The sequence below is a fragment of the Atribacteraceae bacterium genome, from assembly GCA_035477455.1.
Classification (GTDB): domain Bacteria; phylum Atribacterota; class Atribacteria; order Atribacterales; family Atribacteraceae; genus DATIKP01.
The window spans coordinates 1-20,422 of the sequence record DATIKP010000096.1 but is presented as its reverse complement, the minus strand read 5'-3'; the positions used below and the strand labels follow the sequence as shown (position 1 = coordinate 20,422).

Here is a 20,422-nt window from a genome sequence, read left to right as displayed (position 1 = left end):
GGTCAAAATATTTTTCAAGCTTCTCTTTGGCTTCCTCCACCCGCATTTTCCGAATTTCCAATTCCGGGACGGTACGTACGACCGAATTTAACGTATACCGAATACTTTCACCATCAGCCGGTTTCACTTGGTCATCCCGCCGGACCTTATCCAGGGACACCTGGATTTTCCTTCCCTCCATTTCCACGAGGATCCGGTTTTTTTCAGGCAAGACGGACAAAACGGTGCCTCCTTTTTTCAGGTCGTTGATGTACACCCGGTCTCCCGCTTCCGGGTTCTTCGGTTCGCTCGCGACTCTCTCTTCTACGCGGTCTAGGCTCTGCAACCACTCCTTTTCTCTTTCCATTTTTGTCTTAAAAATCCGGTACGTTTCCTCATCGAGAACGTGGTCCTTGCGCAGGGCACCGACCAGACGGGCGACTTCTTCGCGGGTGTTCTTGAGAAAGCCGCTCAACTCCTCCCGATACTCCCGCAGGATTTTTCGGCGACCCTCCTCTAGTTCAGCCCGGAGCGAAGCCACCTTTTCCTGGTCCAAAGCGGTAGCTTCAAGGCGCTCTTTGAGTTCCTGCTCCATCTTTTGGAGCGATTCATTTTTCCGCCGCTGTTCGAGGATCAGGCGGTCAAGATCAATCCGTTCCTGGTTCAAAAAGGTGACCGCCCGGTCGAGTAAGGTCTTGGAAAAACCTACCCGGGCGGCAATCTCCAAACCGAAGCTCCCCCCGATTTCTCCGGGTAAGAGACGAAAAGTCGGAACCAGGCGGATCGGATCGAATTCCAGCGAAGCAGTTTGCATCCCCGGCTCCTGGGAGGCGTAATGCTTGACCGAAGGAAAGTGGGTGGTCACCACGCAGGTGACCCGATGGCTCCTCAGGTGTTCCAGAACCGCCCGGGCCAGGGCCGCTCCCTCTTCCGGGTCGGTTCCGGATCCCAATTCATCGATCAAAACGAGGGTATCGCTACCGGCGTCCTCAAGAATGGCCTTCAACCTGGTAATCCGGGAGGTAAAAGTACTCAGGTCGTTTTCCAGGTCCTGATGGTCCCCGATGTCCACATATAGACCCCGGGAAAAAGGGATCTGAGAGCCGCGCTCCAACGGGGGGAACAAACCACAATGGGTAAGGAAAACCGCCAGGGCGATCGTTTTAATCAGAACCGTCTTTCCCCCGGCGTTGGGACCACTGACGACCAGGACGCTTCGGTCGGGGGTGATGGTCAAATCGAAGGGAACCGCCCGGTGCCCGAGGAGGGGATGCCGGGCCCTGCGGAAGGAAAACTCACCTTTTGTCAGTTCCGGACACAGTGCATCCCAGTCCCGGGCTAACCGAGCCTTGGACTGTAAAAAATCGAGGTGGGTCAGGTTTCGGAAACTTCTTTCCAGCGGCTCCGTCTCCCCACGTACCGCGCCGGTCAACATATCAAGCACCCGTTCGACCTCCTCCCGCTCCCGGCAGAGAGCGACTTCAAGTTCGTTGTTCAGGAAAAGAACCGCTCTCGGCTCCACAAAAACCGTAGCACCGGTCGAAGAGGAATCAATGATCAGACCCTCGACCTGGTTCCGCGCCTGGGCTTTGACCGGGACGACATGCCGGCCGCGCCGTACCGTGTAGTGACGTTCTTGGAGATACGGGAGATGGTCCGGATGGTTAAGAAAAGAGTTCAGGGTTTCTTTAAGGGACTCTTCAATACGCCGGATGGTTCGGCGAGCCTGGGATAGGCCGGGACTCGCCGTATCCAGGACCCTTCCATCCTCGGAAATGCACTGGGTAAACAGTTTCCGAAGAGGCGAAAAATTCGGCAAATCTTTCCAGTAACGGAACAAATGGGGATATTTCTCATGGATCCGATTCTCCCGGCCAAAAGCGATGATCCGGCGAACCAGTTGCATAAAAAGGAAAATTCGGACCAATCCCGGGAGGGGTAAGGTCGATCCCGGGAGCGAGGCCCGGGAAAGCGCTTCCCGAAGATCGGGAAAGGGAGAAAAGGCGATTTCACCGTCAAAACGAATCATTTCCAGGTACTCGCCTGTTTCCCGCAAAGCTTCAGTAACCTCCTCGAAACGATGAAGGGGGGCCAACCGTAAAACCTCATCCCGAGTAGCTTCACCGGTGCACAGGAACGCGAGTTTTCTAACGATTTTTTCCCACTCAAAGTTCTGCAAGGTTTCGGAAGAGACCTTCATATTTCTCCTGTTTCAATATCCTGGCTGTTCCCATCCAAAAATTCTTTTTCCATCCCTCCGGCCGGATCGCTCTCCTGAGGCGGGTCCATCCCCTTTTCAAAGATGCCTCGGAGAAAGGCCGTCTCAGGAAAGGCTTCGATCCATCCGGCCAGAAACTGGATGGCGGGCTGTGTAAAGCGTTCATAAAAGGCGGAATACCTGATTCCATCGATCATGAATTGAAACAACGTGACATTCAGGACAAAGAGCGTCAGAACGATAATCCAGAGCATCCCCTTGAGGATGCCGACCAGGAAACCCAGTATCGCGTCAAACCAGACAATGTCCAACCCCTCGAACACCCGTCGAAAAAAAACCCCGATCCAGGAAAAAACCAGGACAATCGGGATGAAGATCACCAGGAAGCCCACCGGGTACAGCCAAGGGGTAGACCAGCCGGCGATATTTTCCAGAATAAGGGCCAGGCCGAAATAATAGCGTATCCCGACCAGAATCCCGATCAGCATCCCGATCAGGACCAGGAACTCCTTGCTGAAGCCCCGCCAGGCACTGCGTAAAGCATTCAAAAACAAAAGCACGAAACAGACGATGCTGTACCATTCAGTGATCAAAGATTCAATTCCTCCCGGAGAAGGACGCCATCCAGAGTTTTTAACGCTTCTTTAACTTCGCTCACCCACTGATCAACCGTTTGATCGGTCAGAGTCTCCACCAGAGAGCGAAACACCATGGAAAACGACAGACTCTTCCGGTCGACCGGGAGGGATTTGCCCTGGTAACAGTCAAACAAATCGAAAGATTCCAAAGCCATCCCCTTCGACTGGGAAACCGTGTCGAGCAGATTCTTGACTGTTTGCCAGGACAAAGTGATCGGACACAACAGAGAAACATCACGGCGAACTGCCGGAAAACGGCTCACCTCATCAAGGGATATGCTCTGTTCACGAACCAACTCACCCAGAAGGGATAGGCGCAACTCCAGACAATAGACGATCCCCCAGAACCCGAAAACGGAAGCGAGTTCGTCCCGAAGGGACCCTCCCCATCCGATCAGATCCTCTCCTTTTCCACGAAACGCTGTAAAAGAACGCTGGGAGTTGAAAAGGCCTGTCGGATCCTCCTCGGGCTGCATATTCACCCCGGCCTGGTCTATGCCCAGCCGGTCCAGGATCGATTCAAACAGGCCCTTCAATTCAAAGTACAGATCGACTGATCTATCTTGCCACAGCGGGGAAAACAGGGAACCATTCAGGGCCAGAAACAGTCTGCTCTCTTCCGCATAATGGTTCCGGGAACCGGCGGTCCGCAAAAAAACATCGCCGATTTCAAATATGCCCACCGGATCCCGTCCCCGGGTTATGTTTGTACGTAGGGTATCCAGGGAGGACAAGAGCAGCGAAGGCCGCAGGACCCTCTGATCGTGGACCAAAGGGTTAATCACGCAAGCGAGATCCTCCTCCCGGAAGCCCGCTTTTCTGACCGTTTCCCGGTTAAGAAGCGAAATTGTGACCACCTCATAAAAACCTCGGTCGGCGAGGAATGAGCGAAGTTTCGCCTTGACCGGCCAAAGCGAACCACGATTTCCGGGATCGAAGGCCACTTCGGGGAGCATAGAGTGGATATGCCGGTAGCCGGCTACCCGTCCGACTTCTTCCGCCAGGTCAATCGCTTCTCCGACATCGGCCCGCCAGGAAGGAACCGACACCCGCAAAGCTCCGTCCCCGGTTTCCTCGGTCCGAAAACCCAACCGGTTCAAAATCCGGCGGGTCCGTTCCTGGTTCACCGGGAAGGCCATTATCTCACCGATATATTCCGGATTCAGCGAGATTTCACGTTGCCTGAATGTCGGACCGCCGTTCTCCAGCCAAGGGGAAAGGACCTCCACAGCAGACCTTTCCTGGTCAAGCAGGTGTAAAACCCGCGAGGAAGCTGGGATGACCGCCCGGCAATCGATCCCTCGCTCGAATCGGGCGGAAGCATCCGTTCTCATTCCCAAGCTCCGGGTGGTTTTGCGAACCGAAGGCCCATCAAACACCGCCGCTTCCAGGAAGATCTCCCGCGTCGCCGGAACCACTTCGTTCATCTGCCCGCCCATGACCCCCGCCACGGCGACCGGCCGTTCCCGATCGGCAATGACGAGCATACCGAAGGAGAGTTCCCGCTTGATTCCATCAAGCGTCACAAGCTGTTCTCCCCGCCGGGCCCGCCGGACCACAATCCCCCGACCCCGCAGCGTGGAGGCATCAAAGGCGTGCAGCGGTTGACCAAATTCCATCATCGCCAGGTTAGTATAATCAACGACATTGTTAATCGGTCGAAGACCCAGAAGAAGTAGATCAAGGATCACCGACCAAGGAGAAGGCCGAACGGTCACATTTCTGATCAGCCGTCCGGTGTAGTACGGACACAGGTCATCGGCATCCTGGTTCTCCAGGGTAAAATCGGTTCGAGTCTCCGAAAAAACAAAATCGGTTTCCGGAGGGACAAGATCCAAATCCATTCCGGCGGCGATTTCCCGGGCCAGGCCCAGAACGGAAAGACAGTCGCCCCGGTTTGCCGTCACCTCACATTCCAAAATCTGGTCGGCAAGGACCTTCGTTCCCGGGATCCGCTCACCTTCCGGTATCTCCAACGGAAGAGTGATAAGAAAGGCCCCATGCTCAAGAGGGGGAAGTCCCGCCAGAGGCAGGACATGCATTCCCATGCCCACTGGATTGACCAACACCCGGCTGCCAGGCAGGGGAACACCCCAGGGTTCCACGGATAGATGGAACGTCTGCGGGCCGGCCTTGAGCGTACACCGGACGAAACCATTATCCTCTGATCCCTCTTCGAAGGTGGCGGCCAGACATGCCGGAGAGAAGAGTTCACTCACCGGCGCCAGTTCTTTCACTACTAGACCCTGGTGTGTCATCAGATCCGCCAGGGCCTGGGGGGCTATATCCAGGCCGGGCAGCAATTTTTTGAACTGTGAACAGGCAACTCTCATTCCGCTCCTCCGTTTTTCTACACGATCCTGAACTGGTCAAGAAAAGCCAGGTCGTTTTCGTAGAACCACCGCATATCCGGGATATGGTATTTCAGCATGGTGATCCGCTCGACGCCCATACCGAAAGCGAAGCCTCTCACTTTCTCCGAGTCGTACCCGACATGGTGAAAAACATGGGGATGGACCAAACCGGCACCCATGATTTCCAACCACCCGCTCTGTCCGCAGGATCGGCATCCATTTCCCCGGCACACCCCACAAGAAATATCCACCTCCGCGCTCGGTTCGGTAAACGGAAAAAAACTGGGCCGGAAGCGCACCTGGCGATCCGGACCGAAAACCCGCCGGGCAAAAACCTCGAGGGTCCCCTTCAGGTGACCCATGGAAATTCCCGGAGCGACGACCAAGCCCTCAACCTGGTGAAACATCAGGGAATGGGTGGCGTCAACTGCATCGCGGCGGTAACATCGTCCCGGCACCACCACTTTGAGCGGCGGGGTCAGCTTTTCCATCGTCCGGATCTGCACTGGTGAGGTATGTGTTCGCAAAAGATAGTCTTTCTCCAGGAAAAATGAATCCTGCTCATCCCGGGCCGGGTGGTCGGGGGGAAAATTCAGGGCCTTAAAGTTATAATAGTCGGTTTCGATTTCCGGCCCTTCTTCGATCCGAAAACCGAGACTCTGAAAGACGTCCAAAATCGTGTCCATGGTTGAAAGAATCGGATGCAGGCTTCCGGAACGAAGCGAACGCCCGGGAAGAGTAAGATCGATTGCCGGACCCCGGCTTTTTCGGGCGTCGAGCATACTCTGCACCCGGGTCAATTCTTGTTCCATATGCTCTTTCAGTTTGTTGATCCGCCGTCCGGTTTCCCGTTTCTGTTCTTCCGGAAGCGTTTTCAAGGTTTTCAGTAGATTGTTCAACGCCCCTTTTCGCCCGATAAAGCGACCCTTGATCCGATTCAGGTCGTCGAGTGTGCCGATTTCCCGGAGAGCTTTTTGAAATTCATCCAAACAATAATTCAGGGCTTCCAAAGAGCATCCTCCCTTCCAGCGGAAAAAAAACGGAATGCGGTATCCGATCTCTCCGGATACCGCATTCCGTCATGGTTTACACCCTACAAGGAAACAGTTTAGATCTGGCCCTTGGTGATTTCAACCAACCGGTCAAATCCTTCCGGATCTTCTATGGACAACTGGACCAGATTTTTCCGATCAATTCCGATATTGGCTTTTTTCAGGGCGTGTATAAACTGGCTATAGGTCAACCCGGCTTCACGACTGGCGGCGTTGATTCGAATAATCCATAACTTGCGAAAATCCCGTTTCTTTTTCCGCCGGTCACTGTATGCATATGCCAGGGAGTGGAGAACCTGCTCATTAGCCCGCTTGAAATTACGAGAACGAGCTCCCCGGTATCCCTTGGCTAATTTCATGATCTTCTTTTTCCGTTTCCGGGAAGCCACTCCCATTTTCACTCTCGGCACGAAACATCACCTATCTTTCTCTGGTTAGTCGCCCCTTCAGGCATAAGGCAAGAGGGTTTTGATACGTTTCATTTCGGATTTATCCACTAAAACCTGCATCCGCAAGCGCCGCTTGCGGTTTCGGTTTTTTGAAGCCAGCAGGTGACTTTTCCCCGCCTGGGCTCTTTTCAACTTCCCGGAAGCGGTCAGTCTGAACCGCTTTGCCGTGCCGCGGTGTGTTTTCATTTTAGGCATCGACCATACCCCCTCAGTAAATGCAGGCTGTAGCTGTTCAGCCGTTTAGGTTTTTAGGAAGGACCAATGTCACCTTTGTTGCGGTGTTTGACCTACCGCCTAATAGCCTGCTTTTTCTTTCATCTCTGAAAATAAAACTGTGATCGGTGAACGGTGATCAGTGATGGCTTCATCCCATCCTCAATTTTCATCCCCGATGCCATGCCGCCTTACTGTGGCCGGTCAATTCCTCATTTTTTCGGGGCCAATGTTATCGTGATGTTCCGGCCTTCCTCTTTCAAGGTTTGTTCGAGTTTAGTCATCTCCCGAAGATCAGTCATCACCCTTTCCAGGATTTCCACGCCTTTTTCCTTGAAAGTAAGTTCTCTTCCCCGAAAACGAATGGTAAACTTGACCCGGTCGCCGTCCTGGAGAAAGCGTAAAGCGCTTTTTAGCTTTACCTGGTAATCGTGCTCGTCTATCTTCGGACGCATCTTCAGTTCCTTGAGGTCCGCAATTTTCTGGTTCCGCCGGGAAATTTTGGCTTTCTTTTCCTTATCGTACTTGAACTTCCCATAATCCATGATTTTACATACCGGTGGATTGGCTTCCGGTGCGACTTCTACCAGATCAAGGCCGGCCTCTTCAGCGATTTCCATAGCTTTTCTGGTGGGAATAACGCCCAACTGATTGCCTTCATGGTCAATCACTCTGACCTCCCGCACCCGTATCTGGTGGTTGACTCGATATTTAATATCGATGAATACCGCCTCCTCTTTCATTAGTTACGGTGAGAAAAAAATAACACACATAAACTTCTTTCGTCAACATTTTCCATCATAAAGGTCGGAGATTAACCAGGCATCGGCAAGACTGGTCACTCCTCCATGACTACAGATGGCCGTCGGGCATCAGTCGGAAACGCCGTTTTGCCGATAGTCGAACACCAGGCTCCCTGGAAAATGGCAGGCCACCTGATGGCCGGATTGTTTTTCTTCAAGAGGAGGTTCCCCGCACCGACACAGATCCTGAACCACTGGACAGCGGGTATGAAAACGACATCCCGGAGGAGAATCGATCGGACTGGGAATATCGCCGGGAAGCAGGATCCGTTTCATTGAATAATCCGGATCGGGAACCGGCACAGCCGAAATCAACGCCACGGTATAGGGATGGAGGGGGCCATCGAAAAGGGTTTCTTTCGAAGCGATCTCCACCACTTTCCCGAGATACATAACCATGATCCGGTCACAAATGTGCTTGACTACTCCCAAATCGTGGGAAATAAAAAGATAAGTCAGATTGAACTCCCTCTTGAGGTCCAGCATCAGGTTGAGCACTTGAGAGCGGATTGAAACGTCGAGAGCGGAAACGGCTTCGTCGGCCACCACCAACCGGGGATTCAGGGATAGGGCTCGGGCGATGCCGATCCGCTGGCGCTGCCCCCCGGAAAATTCGTGAGGATATCGGGAGGCATGCTCCGCGTTCAGTCCCACTTTCTCCAGGAGTTCCCCCACCAGGCGGGAGCGGAGACGGTAATTCCCCATCCGGTGTACCCGCAATCCCTCCTCGATGATTGCACCGACACTCATCCGAGGGTTGAGTGAGCTGAAGGGATCCTGGAAAATCATCTGTATGTTCCGCCGCATCTGCTTCAGGGTTCCGTATCGAACCCGGGAGATATCGTTCCCGTCAAAAAGAATGGTCCCGGCACTCGGATCGTAAAGACGCAGCAAGGTCATCCCCAGAGTACTCTTACCGCATCCGGACTCACCGACTATACCGAAGGTTTCACCGGGATCTACGCTGAAGTCAACTCCGTCCACGGCTTTGACCCAACCAACTGTCCTTCGCAGGAGACCGGTTTTGATCGGGAAATATTTTTTTAACTGCCGGCAGCGAAGCAAAGACTTTTCACTCATTGGGAGATCCTGCCCATGAGTGTTCGAAAGGCCCACGCAGGTTGTGGCAATAGACATAATGTCCCGGAGAGATTTCCCAGCGAGCCGGTTCGACCACACAACAAGGGAGGCAGTCCGGGCAGCGGTTCTGAAAACGGCACCCTTCGGGAAAACTGGTCGGATCCGGTACAACCCCGGGGATTGTCGCAAGGCGCGGCGTCCTGGAATCAAGGCGGGGTATCGAGCACAAGAGCCCACGGGTGTAGGGGTGATGTGGGTTTTTAAAAATCTCTCTCCGAGTTCCCGATTCCATTACCTTACCGGCGTACATGACCAGGATCCGATCAGCCATGTCCGCCACCACGCCCAGATCATGAGTAATCAGAATCACCGTCATGGCCAGCTTTTTTTGTAGACCCTTGATCAACTCCAGAATCTGAGCCTGGATGGTTACGTCCAGTGAAGTGGTCGGTTCGTCGGCGATCAGAAGTTTTGGGTGACAGGAAAGGGCCATGGCGATCATCGAACGTTGTTTCATGCCTCCCGAAAGGGCATAGGGATATTCGTCAAGCTGTTTCTCCGGATCCGGAATCCCCACCAGTTGGAGCATTTCCCCGGCAATCCGGCGGGCTTCCCGAAGCGGTACTTTCTGGTGCAGAACCACCGCTTCCATGATCTGGTCTCCGATGGTATACACGGGGTTCAGGGCCGAAGAAGGCTCCTGAAAAATCATGGAGATGTCTTTTCCCCGAATCCGCCGAATCTGTTCATCCGATAACGCCGTCAAGTCCTTCCCTTCAAAGTACACGTTCCCGCCGACAATCTTACCATTCCTGTCGATGAGTCGGAGAATACTCAGTGAGGTGACGCTTTTACCACACCCCGATTCTCCGACCAGCGCCAGAGTTTTCCCACGATCGACCTGGAAATCTACCCCATCCACCGCTTTCAGTTCCTGCCCATCGTGCCCGTAGAAATATACCTTCAAACCCTCTACAGCGAGCAAAACGTTATTTCCCTTTTCAGCTGTATTCATAACCGCAATCTTGGATCAAAAATGTCCCGCAACGCATCACCGACCAGATTCCAGGCCAGAACGAAAAGAACCATCGCCACACCGGGAAAGAAGATCATGAACCAGTATCTCCCCATGTCTCCGCTACCTCCGAGCATCCAATTTCGGGCGTAATTGAGAAGCCCTCCCCAATCAGCGAAATTCTCCCGGGCGCCAATCCCCAAAAAACTCAGCGCGGCGGCGGTGATCACCAAAGAGCCCATGCGCATGGAGGCCTGGATTAATACCGGAAAAATAGAATTAGGTAAGATGTGGCGTAAAATGACGAAAAAATGGCTGATTCCCAGAGATCGAGCGGCGGTTACGTACTGTTCTTCCTTGATCTGCATGATGTTGCCTCGGATCAACCGGGCCGGATACATCCAGCTGAAAGCGATCAGTGCCAAAATCACGTTGTCAAGACCCGCCCCGAAGACGGTGGCCATCACGACAGCGGCAACCATAAAAGGGATGGCCAGGAAGATGTCGGTGATCCGCATCAAGACTTCATCGAGGAACATGCCGAAATATCCGCCCAGGGAGCCCACCACCAAGCCGATCAGAGTGGAGACCGCCGTCACTACGATTCCCACCCGAAAGGCAGTTCTGGTCCCCCAAATCACTCCATAAAAAATATCCCGCCTTCCAGCCACGCCGAAGGGAAAGTCGGGGGAAGGCGGTTGCGGGTTGGGACTCCATTCCACGACCGGCATCAGATAGGGATCCCGTCCAGCCCGCGGCGGGGCGATGTATGGGGCAAAAACGGCGATCACTATGAAAAATAATAGCAACGAGAAACCCAGTACGGCTGAGGTATTCAAAAAGAATTTCCGGAGCGCCCACCACTCTCTTCGTTTCATCGCTCATTCCAACCGTATCCGGGGATCGATCAGAGTATAGGAAATATCGACCAGGAGATTACCAATTACCAGGATGACTCCAAAAAGCAGGCTTCCCCCAATCACCGAGGCGAAATCAAGTTGTTGAGCCGCCGCGGCCAGGAAGCTTCCCACTCCGATCCGGTTGAAAATCGTTTCCACGATCACCGTTCCACCCAAGAGCGCGACGATGGTCTGGCCACTCTCCGTCGCAACCGGGATCAAAGCATTACGCCGAGCGTGCTTATAAATAACCACCCCTTCGGCAAGACCCTTGGCCCGGGCCGTCCGGACATAATCCTTCTCGAGGACTTCCAGCATCGCAGAACGGGTGATACGCAGGATATAGGCAAAACCTAAATAGGTCAGGGTCAGAACCGGGCCGGCCAACCGCCGGATCGCATCAAGGAATACATCAAAGCGCGCGTTGAGTAGCGAATCCAGGGTGATTATCCCGGTTATGATTCGAAACTGCTCCGACCTCACGATAAGACCAGCCTCGTAGCTCAAGGTACCGGGTGGAAACCAGCCCAGGATACTGTAAAAGATCATCATGACAAAAAATCCGAAGACGAAATCGGGAAAAGACCAGCCCACCACGGCGGATATCCGCAGGGCGTGGTCAAGCGGCCGGTTATGGTTGGTCGCGGACAAAACACCCAGCCATATCCCCAGAAGGATAATCGGAATACCGGAAAGCACGGCCAGTTCCAGGGTATAGGGAAAGCGGCGGATGAGCGCGTCGAACACCGGTTCCCTTCCCACAGTAGACCAGCCCAGGTTGCCCCGGACGACGTTTCCGATCCAGCGCCCATACTGTAGGTGCCAGGGATCCCGTAAACCGTGAAGTTCGATGATCCGCTCCACGCTGTCACCCTTGAGGCGCTCGGGCCCGGTGATGTACAGGGCGACTCGCTGTTCGGGAGTAAGACGCATAAACATTAAAAATATAATCAACGAAATACCCAGCAAGGTGAGGGGAAGGAACAACAGGCGCCGGATAATATAGAAAAGCACCGTCAAGGCCTCCATATCCATAGGGGAGGTCCCGTAAGAATTCCCCCTGGGTATTGATCAGAAATTACTCGGCTTTCCAAACCGAGAGAAAATTCACCTCACCCGGCCGCATGGGATGGAAATCCCAATCCTGGACCCAGCCGCGCCGCGGGAAAATCAACCGGGGCTGGAGAAGGGGAATTCCGAAGGCGGCATGTTCATAGGCGATGAGCTGAATTTTCTCATAGAGGGCTTCCCGGATCTTCGGGTCGACCTCGGCCACCGCCTGTTCGATTAAGCTGTTGAAATGTTCTTCGGCGAAATCACGGAATGGCTGACCTAAGAAAGCACCGAAGGTGCCCTTGCTGTGAAGGTAGGCGTAAATGAAATTGTGTGGATCCGCGAAATCCGCCATCCACCCCATGATAAAGGCGGGCATGTGCTCGTTCCGGTAGGCGTCAAGGAGGGTCGGCCACTCAAGACCCACTACCTCAACCTGGAATTTAGGATTCAAAGACTCAATGTTCTCCTGGAGCATTTCACAGATGGCTCGCCGCCTTTCGTTACCGATATTGTAGAAGAGGGTGATCTTGAACCCGGTTTCCCATAGTTTACCCCCCCAAGCCTTCTGGAATTCCTCCCGAGCCTTCTTTAGGTCAAACTCGTATCGCACCTGATCTTCGTTCCAGCCCATAAACCCTTTGGGGAGGACGGAAGGCAAGCGGGTCGCCAGACCACTCAGGGCCACATTGATCAGGGTATCGTAGTCCAGGCTAAAGTTGAAGGCCCGGCGGACGTGCACGTCACTGAAAAAGTCCGGTGGAATTCCCTCACCGTCCAACTGACCGCTTCCAAGATAGGGGCTCCCCGGACCCACCTCCCAAACCAACTGCATGGCATCGATCATCACCGTTTCGTGGATATCGACATCGATATTGGGCAGCCCCATGACCTGTTCGTAAAATTGTTGGGGGCAATGGATCTGATCGGCATCGCCAGCTTCGAGCATCGCCCGGCGGGTTCCCCATTCCTCAATTCCCCAGATGACGGCTGTTTTGATTTTAGCCGGATCGCCCCAAAAGCCATCAAATCTCTCGAGTATCACTTTCTGCTGGGCCCGGTCCCAATTCACAAGCTTGAATGGTCCGGTTCCATTGGCCGACGCAAAGATCGGACTTTCTTCTTTCCGCAGGTTGTAGTAACGCCACCATCCATCGGCCTCACCATCCCAGAGCCCCATTTCAATACTGGTTTCTCGATCCAGAATCGCACCCCAACTGGCATATCGGGTCAAAATACTGAGAAAAGGGCCAAAAGAACGGACCAGGTTAAATACTACGGTATTGCCCTCGACTTCAATTGCCGGATCAATGTATTCATTGTAGAAATCGATCAGCTTCTGCGCATCTTCCTCGTTGACCAGTTCACGGTCTTCGGTTAACGCTTCCATTAGGTTCACGCCTACCGTTTCAGCGACAAAGTTCGCCAGGTTCGGCTTATCGAAGAGGGAATCAATCAGCATATGCATCGGGCCGGCCGCCGGGTCGGCCAGGATGCCCCGCTCGAAGGTATACTCGACATCTTCGGGGGTCAAAGGCCGGTCGTTGTGAAAAGTCACTCCTTCCCGAATGGGGAAAACATAGGTTTTCCCACCATCATGGATCAGCCCATTCTCCAGGCTGGGCACCTTCAGGGACAACCAAGGTATGAATTCGGTCATACTGTCTTTCTGGTAGGCAATCAAGTTATCATACACAAAGCTAATGACTTCACCGCTGGCGGTATCATACGCCTGATGCGGATCAAGGGTATCCGGTTCGGAGATGGTCAGCATGATATAGGTATCCGGATTTTTGACTTGGGCAAAGGCCATGCCTGCAATAAGGCAGACACACACAGCGACGACCCCGATGATCATCTTTTTCACGGTACATTCCTCCTCTGAAAGCACTCTATAGAAGGGTGCAATGACAAAAGACTGAGCGGGTTCAAAGCCCCACCCTCTATTTTTATGTTCGCTGCTGTCGGTTCCGTCGACTGGTTGACTACTTGGAAACCTCCTCAAAACCCCTGCTCATATCAAGTGGCAAACGTCCCCTGCTAACGACTCCAACACCGAATACATCAGGAATCTCAGGCAACTTTGAGCCGGGATTCCCATGACCACCTCCTTTCCAGAGAATCAGCCACCATCCTTCAAGACTCCGGACTATAACCGGCTTTGCGATAGAGGATGGCATGCCTCAGTCAGACACCGCAGGAAAAACCCCAGCGCGGCAGGCAATGATTTCCACCGTCACCGTGGTGTGGTCGTGGTCTACAGTACAACACGTCCTACATTGTTGACCAGGGAGATATTCCTCGCCAATCCGCGGGCCATTCCCTCGTGAGTCGTGAAAAGCCCCGCTTCGGTTCAGGAACGATATCAGCAACTAAACGGAGCGAATTGAGCGAGCGATATTCAGGGTAGCGGCACACCTCGCCACCCTATCCTTATCCTTACACCAAGAAGAAGGCAAAGACAAGAGACAGAATCATGAACACCGTTGAAAATAGAACTGTCAGCTTGCCCAAGATGGACAGGTTTTTGAATTTACTGCTTTTATCCGCCCGGGTAGACCCTCCAAATATTCCACCTCCCAACCCCGCCTTACGGGGTTGGAAAATTACGACGAGAATCACACCGATTGATACGAGAACCTGGACGATCATCCAGTTTGCCATGTGTCTCCTCTCCTACCGGTAGGCTTTTAGGGTCTCCTCGACAATCGCGAGGAACTGTCCAGCATCGAGACTCGCTCCACCGACCAGCGTCCCATCGATATCCTTATCCTGGACAAATTCAAAAACATTTTCACCTTTGACGCTTCCCCCGTAAAGAATGCGACAACGCTCGGATGTTTTCACATTCCAGGCTCCAGCCAGTTCCCGCCGAATAAATTCAATCACCTGCCGGGCGTCTGCGGGGGCGGCTGCTCTCCCGGTTCCAATCGCCCAAACCGGTTCATAGGCAATCACCAGGGTCTCGGCTTTATCTTCCGTCACCCCGGCAATCCCAGCCGCCAATTGTCCTTTGATCACTGATTCCGTGCGCTTCGCTTCCCGTTCCTCGATCGTTTCTCCGACACAAAGGATGGGTCGCAGGTCATGAGCCAAGGCCGCAGCGACTTTCCGGCCAATATCCGCGGATTTTTCTCCGAATATATGCCGTCTTTCGGAATGGCCAAGAATTACGTAGGTACATCCAACATCGACGAGCATTGCAGGGGAAATTTCCCCGGTGAAGGCTCCCCAGTTCTCCCCATGCATATTTTGCGCGCCAAGTTTGACAGGCGTTCCGTAGACTTTTTGTTGAAGGGACCCGAGAGAGGTAAAAGGCGGACAGATAATGATCTCCATTGCCCCTCCGGCTCTCACCGGTAGGTCGCTTAGCAGGGCCTCGGCAAATGCCGAGGCCTCTTCCGTGGTTTTGTGCATTTTCCAGTTGCCAGCGGTAATCGGTATGCGGCTCATCCACCCACCTACGCCATCATGTACCGGACGAGGTCAACAGTCCGGCAGGAATATCCCCATTCATTGTCATACCAAGCCAAGACCTTGAGCAAGTTCCCACTGACCTTGGTGGACAGACCGTCGACAATCGACGAATAGGTGCTGTGCAAATAGTCGACCGAGACGAGAGGAAGATCGTTATAGGCCAGAATACCCTTCATGGGTCCATCGGCCGCATTCTTCAAGGCGCCATTCACCGCTTCGGCAGTCGTCTCCCTCTCAACCAGAGCCACGAAGTCAACCACCGAAACATCGGGAATGGGAACCCGAATCGCTCCGCCATCAAGCTTGCCCTTCAACTCGGGCATAACCTCCCCGATAGCCCGGGCCGCTCCGGTCGTCGTGGGAATCATCGACAGGCCGGCTGCCCGGGCCCGCCGCAGGTCTTTGTGTGGAAAATCGAGAATGACCTGGTCGTTCGTATAGGCATGAATGGTGGTCATGTATCCTTTGACCACCGAAAAATGGTCGTGCAGAACCTTGACTACCGGAGCCAGGCAGTTGGTGGTACACGAAGCGTTGGAAACGATGTGGTGCTCGGCGGCTTTGTACATCGCCTCGTTCACACCCATGACAATAGTTACATCCGGCTGTTTGGCCGGGGCGCTGATAATGACCTTCGAGGCACCAGCTTGCAGGTGCAAAGAGGCGCTGTTCCGGTCGGTGAATCTCCCAGTGGATTCGATCACCAGAGAAACCCCCAGGTCTTTCCAGGGCAACTGGCCGGGATCTTTTTGAGCGAAGACCTGCAAAGGTTTTCCGTCGACCAGAATCGCGTTATCCTGGGTACTGACCTCGTTACCTATGCTCCCATGCACCGAATCATACTTGAGCAAGTGGGCCAGGACTTCCGTTTTGGTCAGATCGTTGACAGCCACTACGTCAAAGTCTCCCATTTCGAGCATGCGCCGATAGACCAATCTGCCGATACGTCCGAAACCGTTAATCCCGATTTTCAACGAGCATACCTCCTTCTTCGTATGTGTATGAGCAGTTTTTCATCTGCACAGTCAGATCCGGAAAAGCCATACGTCCTATTATACACGAAGACAACGACCGGTCAAATTCCGAATCCATGACAGGCATGAAAAAAGAGGGGGTGTTGCCCCCCTCTCTCTCGTTTTGTCTCATCCGTGAACCACATGAGTCTTATGGTCGCGCCACCAGCAAGACCTGTCTCCTAAATGATCGCCACTTCGGTATCGTTTTTGAAGACGTGAATCTTGGCGGTGTCGACAACCGCGCTCAAGAAGTCTCCCACGTCGGTATGCGTCTGCATGTCCAAGACGGCGACAATCGTATGTGCACCACAAGTCAGATAGATAATCTGTTCCGAACCCAGCGGTTCCACAACATCGACGGTCGCTTCGATGAGGTTCCCGTGATTGTGCTCCATCTCCCGGGCATACCGCAGGTCATAGATGTCCTGGGGTCGGATGCCGAAGGTCGCTTCCTGGTTGACGAGAGGTTCAAGTTTGGCCTTGTAGTCGGGAGGAATCTGTATCTTGAAGGACTGGCCGTCGAGAATGATATTGTCTCCCTCTTTTTTGACGACTACATCGAGAAAATTCATCGAGGGGGTCCCGATAAACCCAGCCACGAACTTGTTGACCGGCTCGTTATACAAGGCAATTGGGCTTCCGACTTGCTGAACCAAACCATCCCGCATGACCACAATCCGGTCTCCCATGGTCATGGCCTCAATCTGGTCATGCGTCACGTAAATCATGGTGGTCTTGAGCCGGTTGTGAAGCTTGGACAATTCGGCTCTCATCTGGACCCTGAGCTTGGCATCGAGGTTGGACAGCGGCTCATCGAACAAGAACACTTTCGGATGACGGACGATCGCCCGACCTACCGCCACGCGCTGTCGCTGACCGCCGGAGAGCTGTTTCGGTTTTCGGCCGAGCAGTTCGCCGATACCCAGAAGATCGGCCGCCTCCTTCACCCGCTGGTCGATCTCGGTCCTGGGAAATTTCCGGAGTTTCAGGCCGAAGGCCATGTTATTGTAAACATCCATGTGAGGGTACAACGCATAGTTTTGAAAAACCATGGCGATGTCCCGGTCTTTGGGTGGAACATCGTTGACCAGGGTTTCTCCGATGAATATTTCACCGCTATCGATCTCTTCCAGACCGGCCAGCATCCGAAGCGTCGTGGTCTTTCCGCAACCTGACGGGCCAACCAGAACGATAAACTCTTCGTTCTGGATATCCAGACTGACCTTATTCACCGCCATAACTTCGCCAAAACGCTTCACGATATCCTTGAAAACCACACTAGCCATCTATGTTCCTCCTTATAATTTTTTTAAGAAAAAACTGGAAAGGGAAGAGTTGGAAATATTGGTATAACTCCTATTATTCTATGTTAACTTTTCCTCTCTGTCTACCCCTTCGCGTATCGCTTGGCGTTCAATCCGGCGAAGCCTGCGGAAAACTTCGGTTTTCGACAATATCGGATTACAGCGGTCGCCCAGTTCCCGCATGGACATAAATGGATATTTCACCCGGAGATCCGCAATTTCCCTTAGGGGCGGCGGCAGGTTTTCGGTATTCAAAAGAGCGATCAGACGTCGCTGGCGTGAGGATGATTGCACCACTTTATCCAGATTGGCCGTTTCACAGTTTGCCCATCGGATGATATCGTTGATGGTCGACTTTTCCACAGTAATTTTCTCGAATTCGAGGTACGCCCGCAAAGCCCCGATAAAACGGAGAAAGTCTCCAATTGTGCTTCCTTTTTTGGTATAAAGGCTGTACTCACCCTTTCGGTAGCGAAGAGTGAAGGCGAGAGATTCCTCCGACAAACGGCCCATAATTCTTTCTGCCAACGACCCCGAACTGATTGGAAACTCAAGGTGATAGGCCCGACGGGGATTTCCCAGATAACCCCGGGCCTCAAAGAAGCCCCGTATATAGTGGTCAAACCCGTGCGTCCCGGTATTAAAGATCACGTCTTCATTGCTGTTGAGGTCAAGAATGAGGTTGTGGGCTGGTCCGTGAGAAATAATGACCTGGTAGTAGGTTCCCCGACTCAAGCCTTCCCGGTCGATACGCGACAGGGAATGAAGAAAACCGGGAAACAACAATTTTTGGAAATAGATTATTTTCTTGATCAGGGCCAATTCCCGATGCACAAACGAGATCGCCGCACCCTCGGAGTCCTGACGGTATACCCCCCCTCCCCGCAAAAGACCGGTCCATTCGGCCCGGACCAACAGTGGTTCCACCGGGAACAGAGCATTAAGCTCCTGCTTGACTCGCTCATGGAAATCTATCATGCACGGCATCCATTTGTTCAATACAACTCAAGATTTAAGATAGAAGAACCTTTCCGTCCCCGTTGTTCACTTATCGGCGAACCGACTCCGGAGCCGGATTCTGATCTCGTCGATTACCTGTTGCGGGATCCGGAGGGTTTGACTCGCCTCCTGGGGCGTAACTTCAAGCAGATCGCCAAGGTTGTTGAAGGCGGTGAGTAAGCGCTTTTTTCGGACCGGTCCGACTCCGGGAATCCCATCGAGGATCCCTTCGAACCCGCGTTTGTTCCGTCGCAGACGATGAAAGCCGAGTGCGAACCGATGGGCTTCATCCCGCACCCGTTGAAGAAACCGGAGCACTTCCGAATGATCCGGGAGCCGCAGAGGAGAACTGCCGGATAGTAAGTGAATTTCCTCGAATCCTTTGGCCAGAGCCGCCGCGGGAATCTGAACCCCGACTTTGTTCATGGCCTGCCGGGCTGCGGAGAGTTGCCCCTCCCCTCCATCGACCAGCAGGAAATCCGGCAAATCGCGATTCTGACATTGCAACTGGCGAAAGTAGCGGACAAGAACCGCATCTATTGCGGCATAGTCATCCGGGGCTTCTCCTCCCTTCAGAATGAATTTCCGGTACCGTTTTTTCGCCGGCCTTCCTTCCTGAAAAGAGACCACCACCCCGACCGTTTCATCTCCCTGGAACGTGGATATATCCACTGCGTCCACAAGGCGGGGGAGCATCGGCAGGACAAGAACGTCTCTGGTCCGGATAAGGAGTTCTTCTCCAGCCATTTCCTTGAGAAGGATTCGCCGTCTCTCCCCTTCCAGAGTCTTTTTGATGTTTTCCCGGGCAAGGGTGAGGAGATCCCGTTCCCGGTCATCGCGGGGCAGGGTAACGTTCAGGGGGAACGAAAGTTCGCTAGCATTTTGTCTGAGGTCATCCTGATTTTGGACCGCGACGACCAACCGGGGGGGAACAAAGTCTACGTCGGAGTAAAAGCTCTCCAGGAACTCCTGAATGAGATCATGGTGCTCCGGCTGACCTTCCAGAGTAACCAGATAGTTTTCACTCCCGACCAGACATCCTCGCCGAATTTTCACCACCGTCACACCAGCCAGTCCCTCCCAAAAACCCCCTTCGATAAAATCCACATCGGCTGCTTCCTCGAGAACCAGCCGGTAGCGAATCATTATTTTCCGGACCGCCTCTAGGCGCCCGCGGAAATAAACCGCCTTTTCGAAATCGAGATCCTTAGCTGAAGCCCACATATCCCGTTCCAAGCGCTCTTCCACGTTTTTGAATTCGCCTCGTAAAAAAGCGTGGGCGTCCCACAGGTTCTCCTGATATACATCCTCGGTCACCTTTCCTACACAGGGCGCACTGCACAGTCCCACTTCGTGATCGAGACAAGGACGAACCAGGGGAAAACGATTTTCCGGATGTTTACATCCACGAATTTGAAATATCGACCGGAGAATTTTCAGTCCTTCCCTGGTTTTGCGGGAATCAGTATAAGGGCCGAAAAAAAGGCCGTTTTTCGCCGTTTTTCGCCGGGTGAAGCTGACCGCAGGAAACTTTCCATCTCGGGAAAAACAAAGATAGGGATAGCTCTTGTCGTCCCGGAGACGAAGGTTATATCGCGGCCGGTAATTTTTGATCAATTCTTCTTCAAGAAGCAGTGCCTCATGTTCATTATGAGTGAGAATCGTGGCCACCGAGTGGATCTCATCGGCCAAATTCCGGCGAAAGACGGAAGGACTCCTGCTTAGATGAGATTTGACCCGTTTTACAATATTAATGGCCTTTCCGACATAGATCACCTCCGCCTTCCGGTTTTTGAAAAGATATACCCCGCAGGCAGCCGGAAGGCTCCCAATATCTTCTCTTGCTACTTCATGTCTGGCATACCGGGCTTTC

At 53.3% G+C, this 20,422-nt stretch carries 18 protein-coding genes; all 18 read right to left on the bottom strand.

Annotation, left to right across the window (positions count from 1 at the left end; translation table 11 throughout):
- Nucleotides 1-2,179: hypothetical protein (locus VLH40_06040; protein ID HSV31564.1), on the bottom strand; the 2,179-nt coding region annotated here is incomplete at its 3' end.
- Complete coding sequence (locus VLH40_06035; protein HSV31563.1) at nt 2,176-2,790, bottom strand: CvpA family protein; 615 nt, start codon at nt 2,788-2,790, stop codon at nt 2,176-2,178. The genes VLH40_06035 and VLH40_06040, both read right to left, overlap by 4 nt.
- Nucleotides 2,787-5,168 (bottom strand): phenylalanine--tRNA ligase subunit beta, encoded by a 2,382-nt coding sequence (gene pheT / locus VLH40_06030; protein ID HSV31562.1) that lies wholly within the window; start codon nt 5,166-5,168, stop codon nt 2,787-2,789. The genes VLH40_06035 and pheT overlap by 4 nt, the downstream gene beginning before the upstream one ends.
- Nucleotides 5,169-5,185: 17 nt before the next feature.
- Nucleotides 5,186-6,199, bottom strand: coding sequence for a phenylalanine--tRNA ligase subunit alpha (gene pheS, locus VLH40_06025; GenBank protein HSV31561.1), 1,014 nt, complete (start codon nt 6,197-6,199; stop codon nt 5,186-5,188).
- 98 nt (nt 6,200-6,297) lie between these two features.
- Nucleotides 6,298-6,651: a 50S ribosomal protein L20 gene (gene rplT / locus VLH40_06020; protein HSV31560.1), complete on the bottom strand. Its 354-nt coding sequence runs from the start codon at nt 6,649-6,651 to the stop codon at nt 6,298-6,300.
- Between the two features lie 36 nt (nt 6,652-6,687).
- The gene (gene rpmI, locus VLH40_06015) at nt 6,688-6,885 is read right to left on the bottom strand and encodes a 50S ribosomal protein L35 (GenBank protein HSV31559.1); all 198 of its coding nucleotides are present in this window, start codon (nt 6,883-6,885) and stop codon (nt 6,688-6,690) included.
- Between the two features lie 230 nt (nt 6,886-7,115).
- The gene (gene infC / locus VLH40_06010; GenBank protein HSV31558.1) at nt 7,116-7,646 is read right to left on the bottom strand and encodes a translation initiation factor IF-3; all 531 of its coding nucleotides are present in this window, start codon (nt 7,644-7,646) and stop codon (nt 7,116-7,118) included.
- A 129-nt stretch (nt 7,647-7,775) separates the two neighbouring features.
- Nucleotides 7,776-8,786 carry a dipeptide ABC transporter ATP-binding protein gene (locus VLH40_06005; protein ID HSV31557.1) on the bottom strand — a complete coding sequence of 337 codons (1,011 nt, stop codon included), beginning with the start codon at nt 8,784-8,786 and terminating at the stop codon, nt 7,776-7,778.
- Complete coding sequence (locus VLH40_06000; GenBank protein ID HSV31556.1) at nt 8,779-9,801, bottom strand: ABC transporter ATP-binding protein; 1,023 nt, start codon at nt 9,799-9,801, stop codon at nt 8,779-8,781. Before VLH40_06000 ends, VLH40_06005 begins: the two co-directional genes overlap by 8 nt.
- Nucleotides 9,798-10,679: an ABC transporter permease gene (locus VLH40_05995; protein HSV31555.1), complete on the bottom strand. Its 882-nt coding sequence runs from the start codon at nt 10,677-10,679 to the stop codon at nt 9,798-9,800. Before VLH40_05995 ends, VLH40_06000 begins: the two co-directional genes overlap by 4 nt.
- Nucleotides 10,680-10,682: 3 nt before the next feature.
- Nucleotides 10,683-11,714, bottom strand: coding sequence for an ABC transporter permease (locus VLH40_05990; protein ID HSV31554.1), 1,032 nt, complete (start codon nt 11,712-11,714; stop codon nt 10,683-10,685).
- Between the two features lie 64 nt (nt 11,715-11,778).
- The gene (locus VLH40_05985; protein HSV31553.1) at nt 11,779-13,611 is read right to left on the bottom strand and encodes an ABC transporter substrate-binding protein; all 1,833 of its coding nucleotides are present in this window, start codon (nt 13,609-13,611) and stop codon (nt 11,779-11,781) included.
- 581 nt (nt 13,612-14,192) lie between these two features.
- On the bottom strand, nt 14,193-14,417 hold the full coding sequence (gene secG / locus VLH40_05980; protein ID HSV31552.1) for a preprotein translocase subunit SecG: 225 nt from the start codon (nt 14,415-14,417) through the stop codon (nt 14,193-14,195).
- 12 nt (nt 14,418-14,429) lie between these two features.
- Nucleotides 14,430-15,206: a triose-phosphate isomerase gene (gene tpiA / locus VLH40_05975; GenBank protein HSV31551.1), complete on the bottom strand. Its 777-nt coding sequence runs from the start codon at nt 15,204-15,206 to the stop codon at nt 14,430-14,432.
- A gap of 8 nt (nt 15,207-15,214) precedes the next feature.
- The gene (gap, locus tag VLH40_05970) at nt 15,215-16,204 is read right to left on the bottom strand and encodes a type I glyceraldehyde-3-phosphate dehydrogenase (protein ID HSV31550.1); all 990 of its coding nucleotides are present in this window, start codon (nt 16,202-16,204) and stop codon (nt 15,215-15,217) included.
- Between the two features lie 221 nt (nt 16,205-16,425).
- Nucleotides 16,426-17,532 carry a sn-glycerol-3-phosphate ABC transporter ATP-binding protein UgpC gene (gene ugpC / locus VLH40_05965; GenBank protein HSV31549.1) on the bottom strand — a complete coding sequence of 369 codons (1,107 nt, stop codon included), beginning with the start codon at nt 17,530-17,532 and terminating at the stop codon, nt 16,426-16,428.
- 78 nt (nt 17,533-17,610) lie between these two features.
- A complete protein-coding gene (gene whiA / locus VLH40_05960) occupies nt 17,611-18,528 on the bottom strand; it encodes a DNA-binding protein WhiA (protein ID HSV31548.1) in 918 nt (305 codons plus the stop codon).
- Nucleotides 18,529-18,594: 66 nt separating this feature from the next.
- Nucleotides 18,595-20,422, bottom strand: a 1,828-nt coding sequence (gene uvrC, locus VLH40_05955) for an excinuclease ABC subunit UvrC (protein HSV31547.1), incomplete at its 5' end; no start/stop codon positions are given.

Excerpts from the sequence above, each read along its gene's own strand:
- VLH40_06005 (HSV31557.1), bottom strand. The coding sequence starts at position 8,786 with ATGAGTGAAAAGTCTTTGCTTCGCTGCCGGCAGTTAAAAAAATATTTC.
- ugpC (HSV31549.1), bottom strand. The coding sequence starts at position 17,532 with ATGGCTAGTGTGGTTTTCAAGGATATCGTGAAGCGTTTTGGCGAAGTT.
- VLH40_06000 (HSV31556.1), bottom strand. The coding sequence starts at position 9,801 with ATGAATACAGCTGAAAAGGGAAATAACGTTTTGCTCGCTGTAGAGGGT.
- pheT (HSV31562.1), bottom strand. The coding sequence starts at position 5,168 with ATGAGAGTTGCCTGTTCACAGTTCAAAAAATTGCTGCCCGGCCTGGAT.
- VLH40_05995 (HSV31555.1), bottom strand. The coding sequence starts at position 10,679 with ATGAAACGAAGAGAGTGGTGGGCGCTCCGGAAATTCTTTTTGAATACC.
- secG (HSV31552.1), bottom strand. The coding sequence starts at position 14,417 with ATGGCAAACTGGATGATCGTCCAGGTTCTCGTATCAATCGGTGTGATT.
- tpiA (HSV31551.1), bottom strand. The coding sequence starts at position 15,206 with ATGAGCCGCATACCGATTACCGCTGGCAACTGGAAAATGCACAAAACC.
- rpmI (HSV31559.1), bottom strand. The coding sequence starts at position 6,885 with ATGCCTAAAATGAAAACACACCGCGGCACGGCAAAGCGGTTCAGACTG.
- infC (HSV31558.1), bottom strand. The coding sequence starts at position 7,646 with ATGAAAGAGGAGGCGGTATTCATCGATATTAAATATCGAGTCAACCAC.
- VLH40_05985 (HSV31553.1), bottom strand. The coding sequence starts at position 13,611 with ATGATCATCGGGGTCGTCGCTGTGTGTGTCTGCCTTATTGCAGGCATG.
- whiA (HSV31548.1), bottom strand. The coding sequence starts at position 18,528 with ATGATAGATTTCCATGAGCGAGTCAAGCAGGAGCTTAATGCTCTGTTC.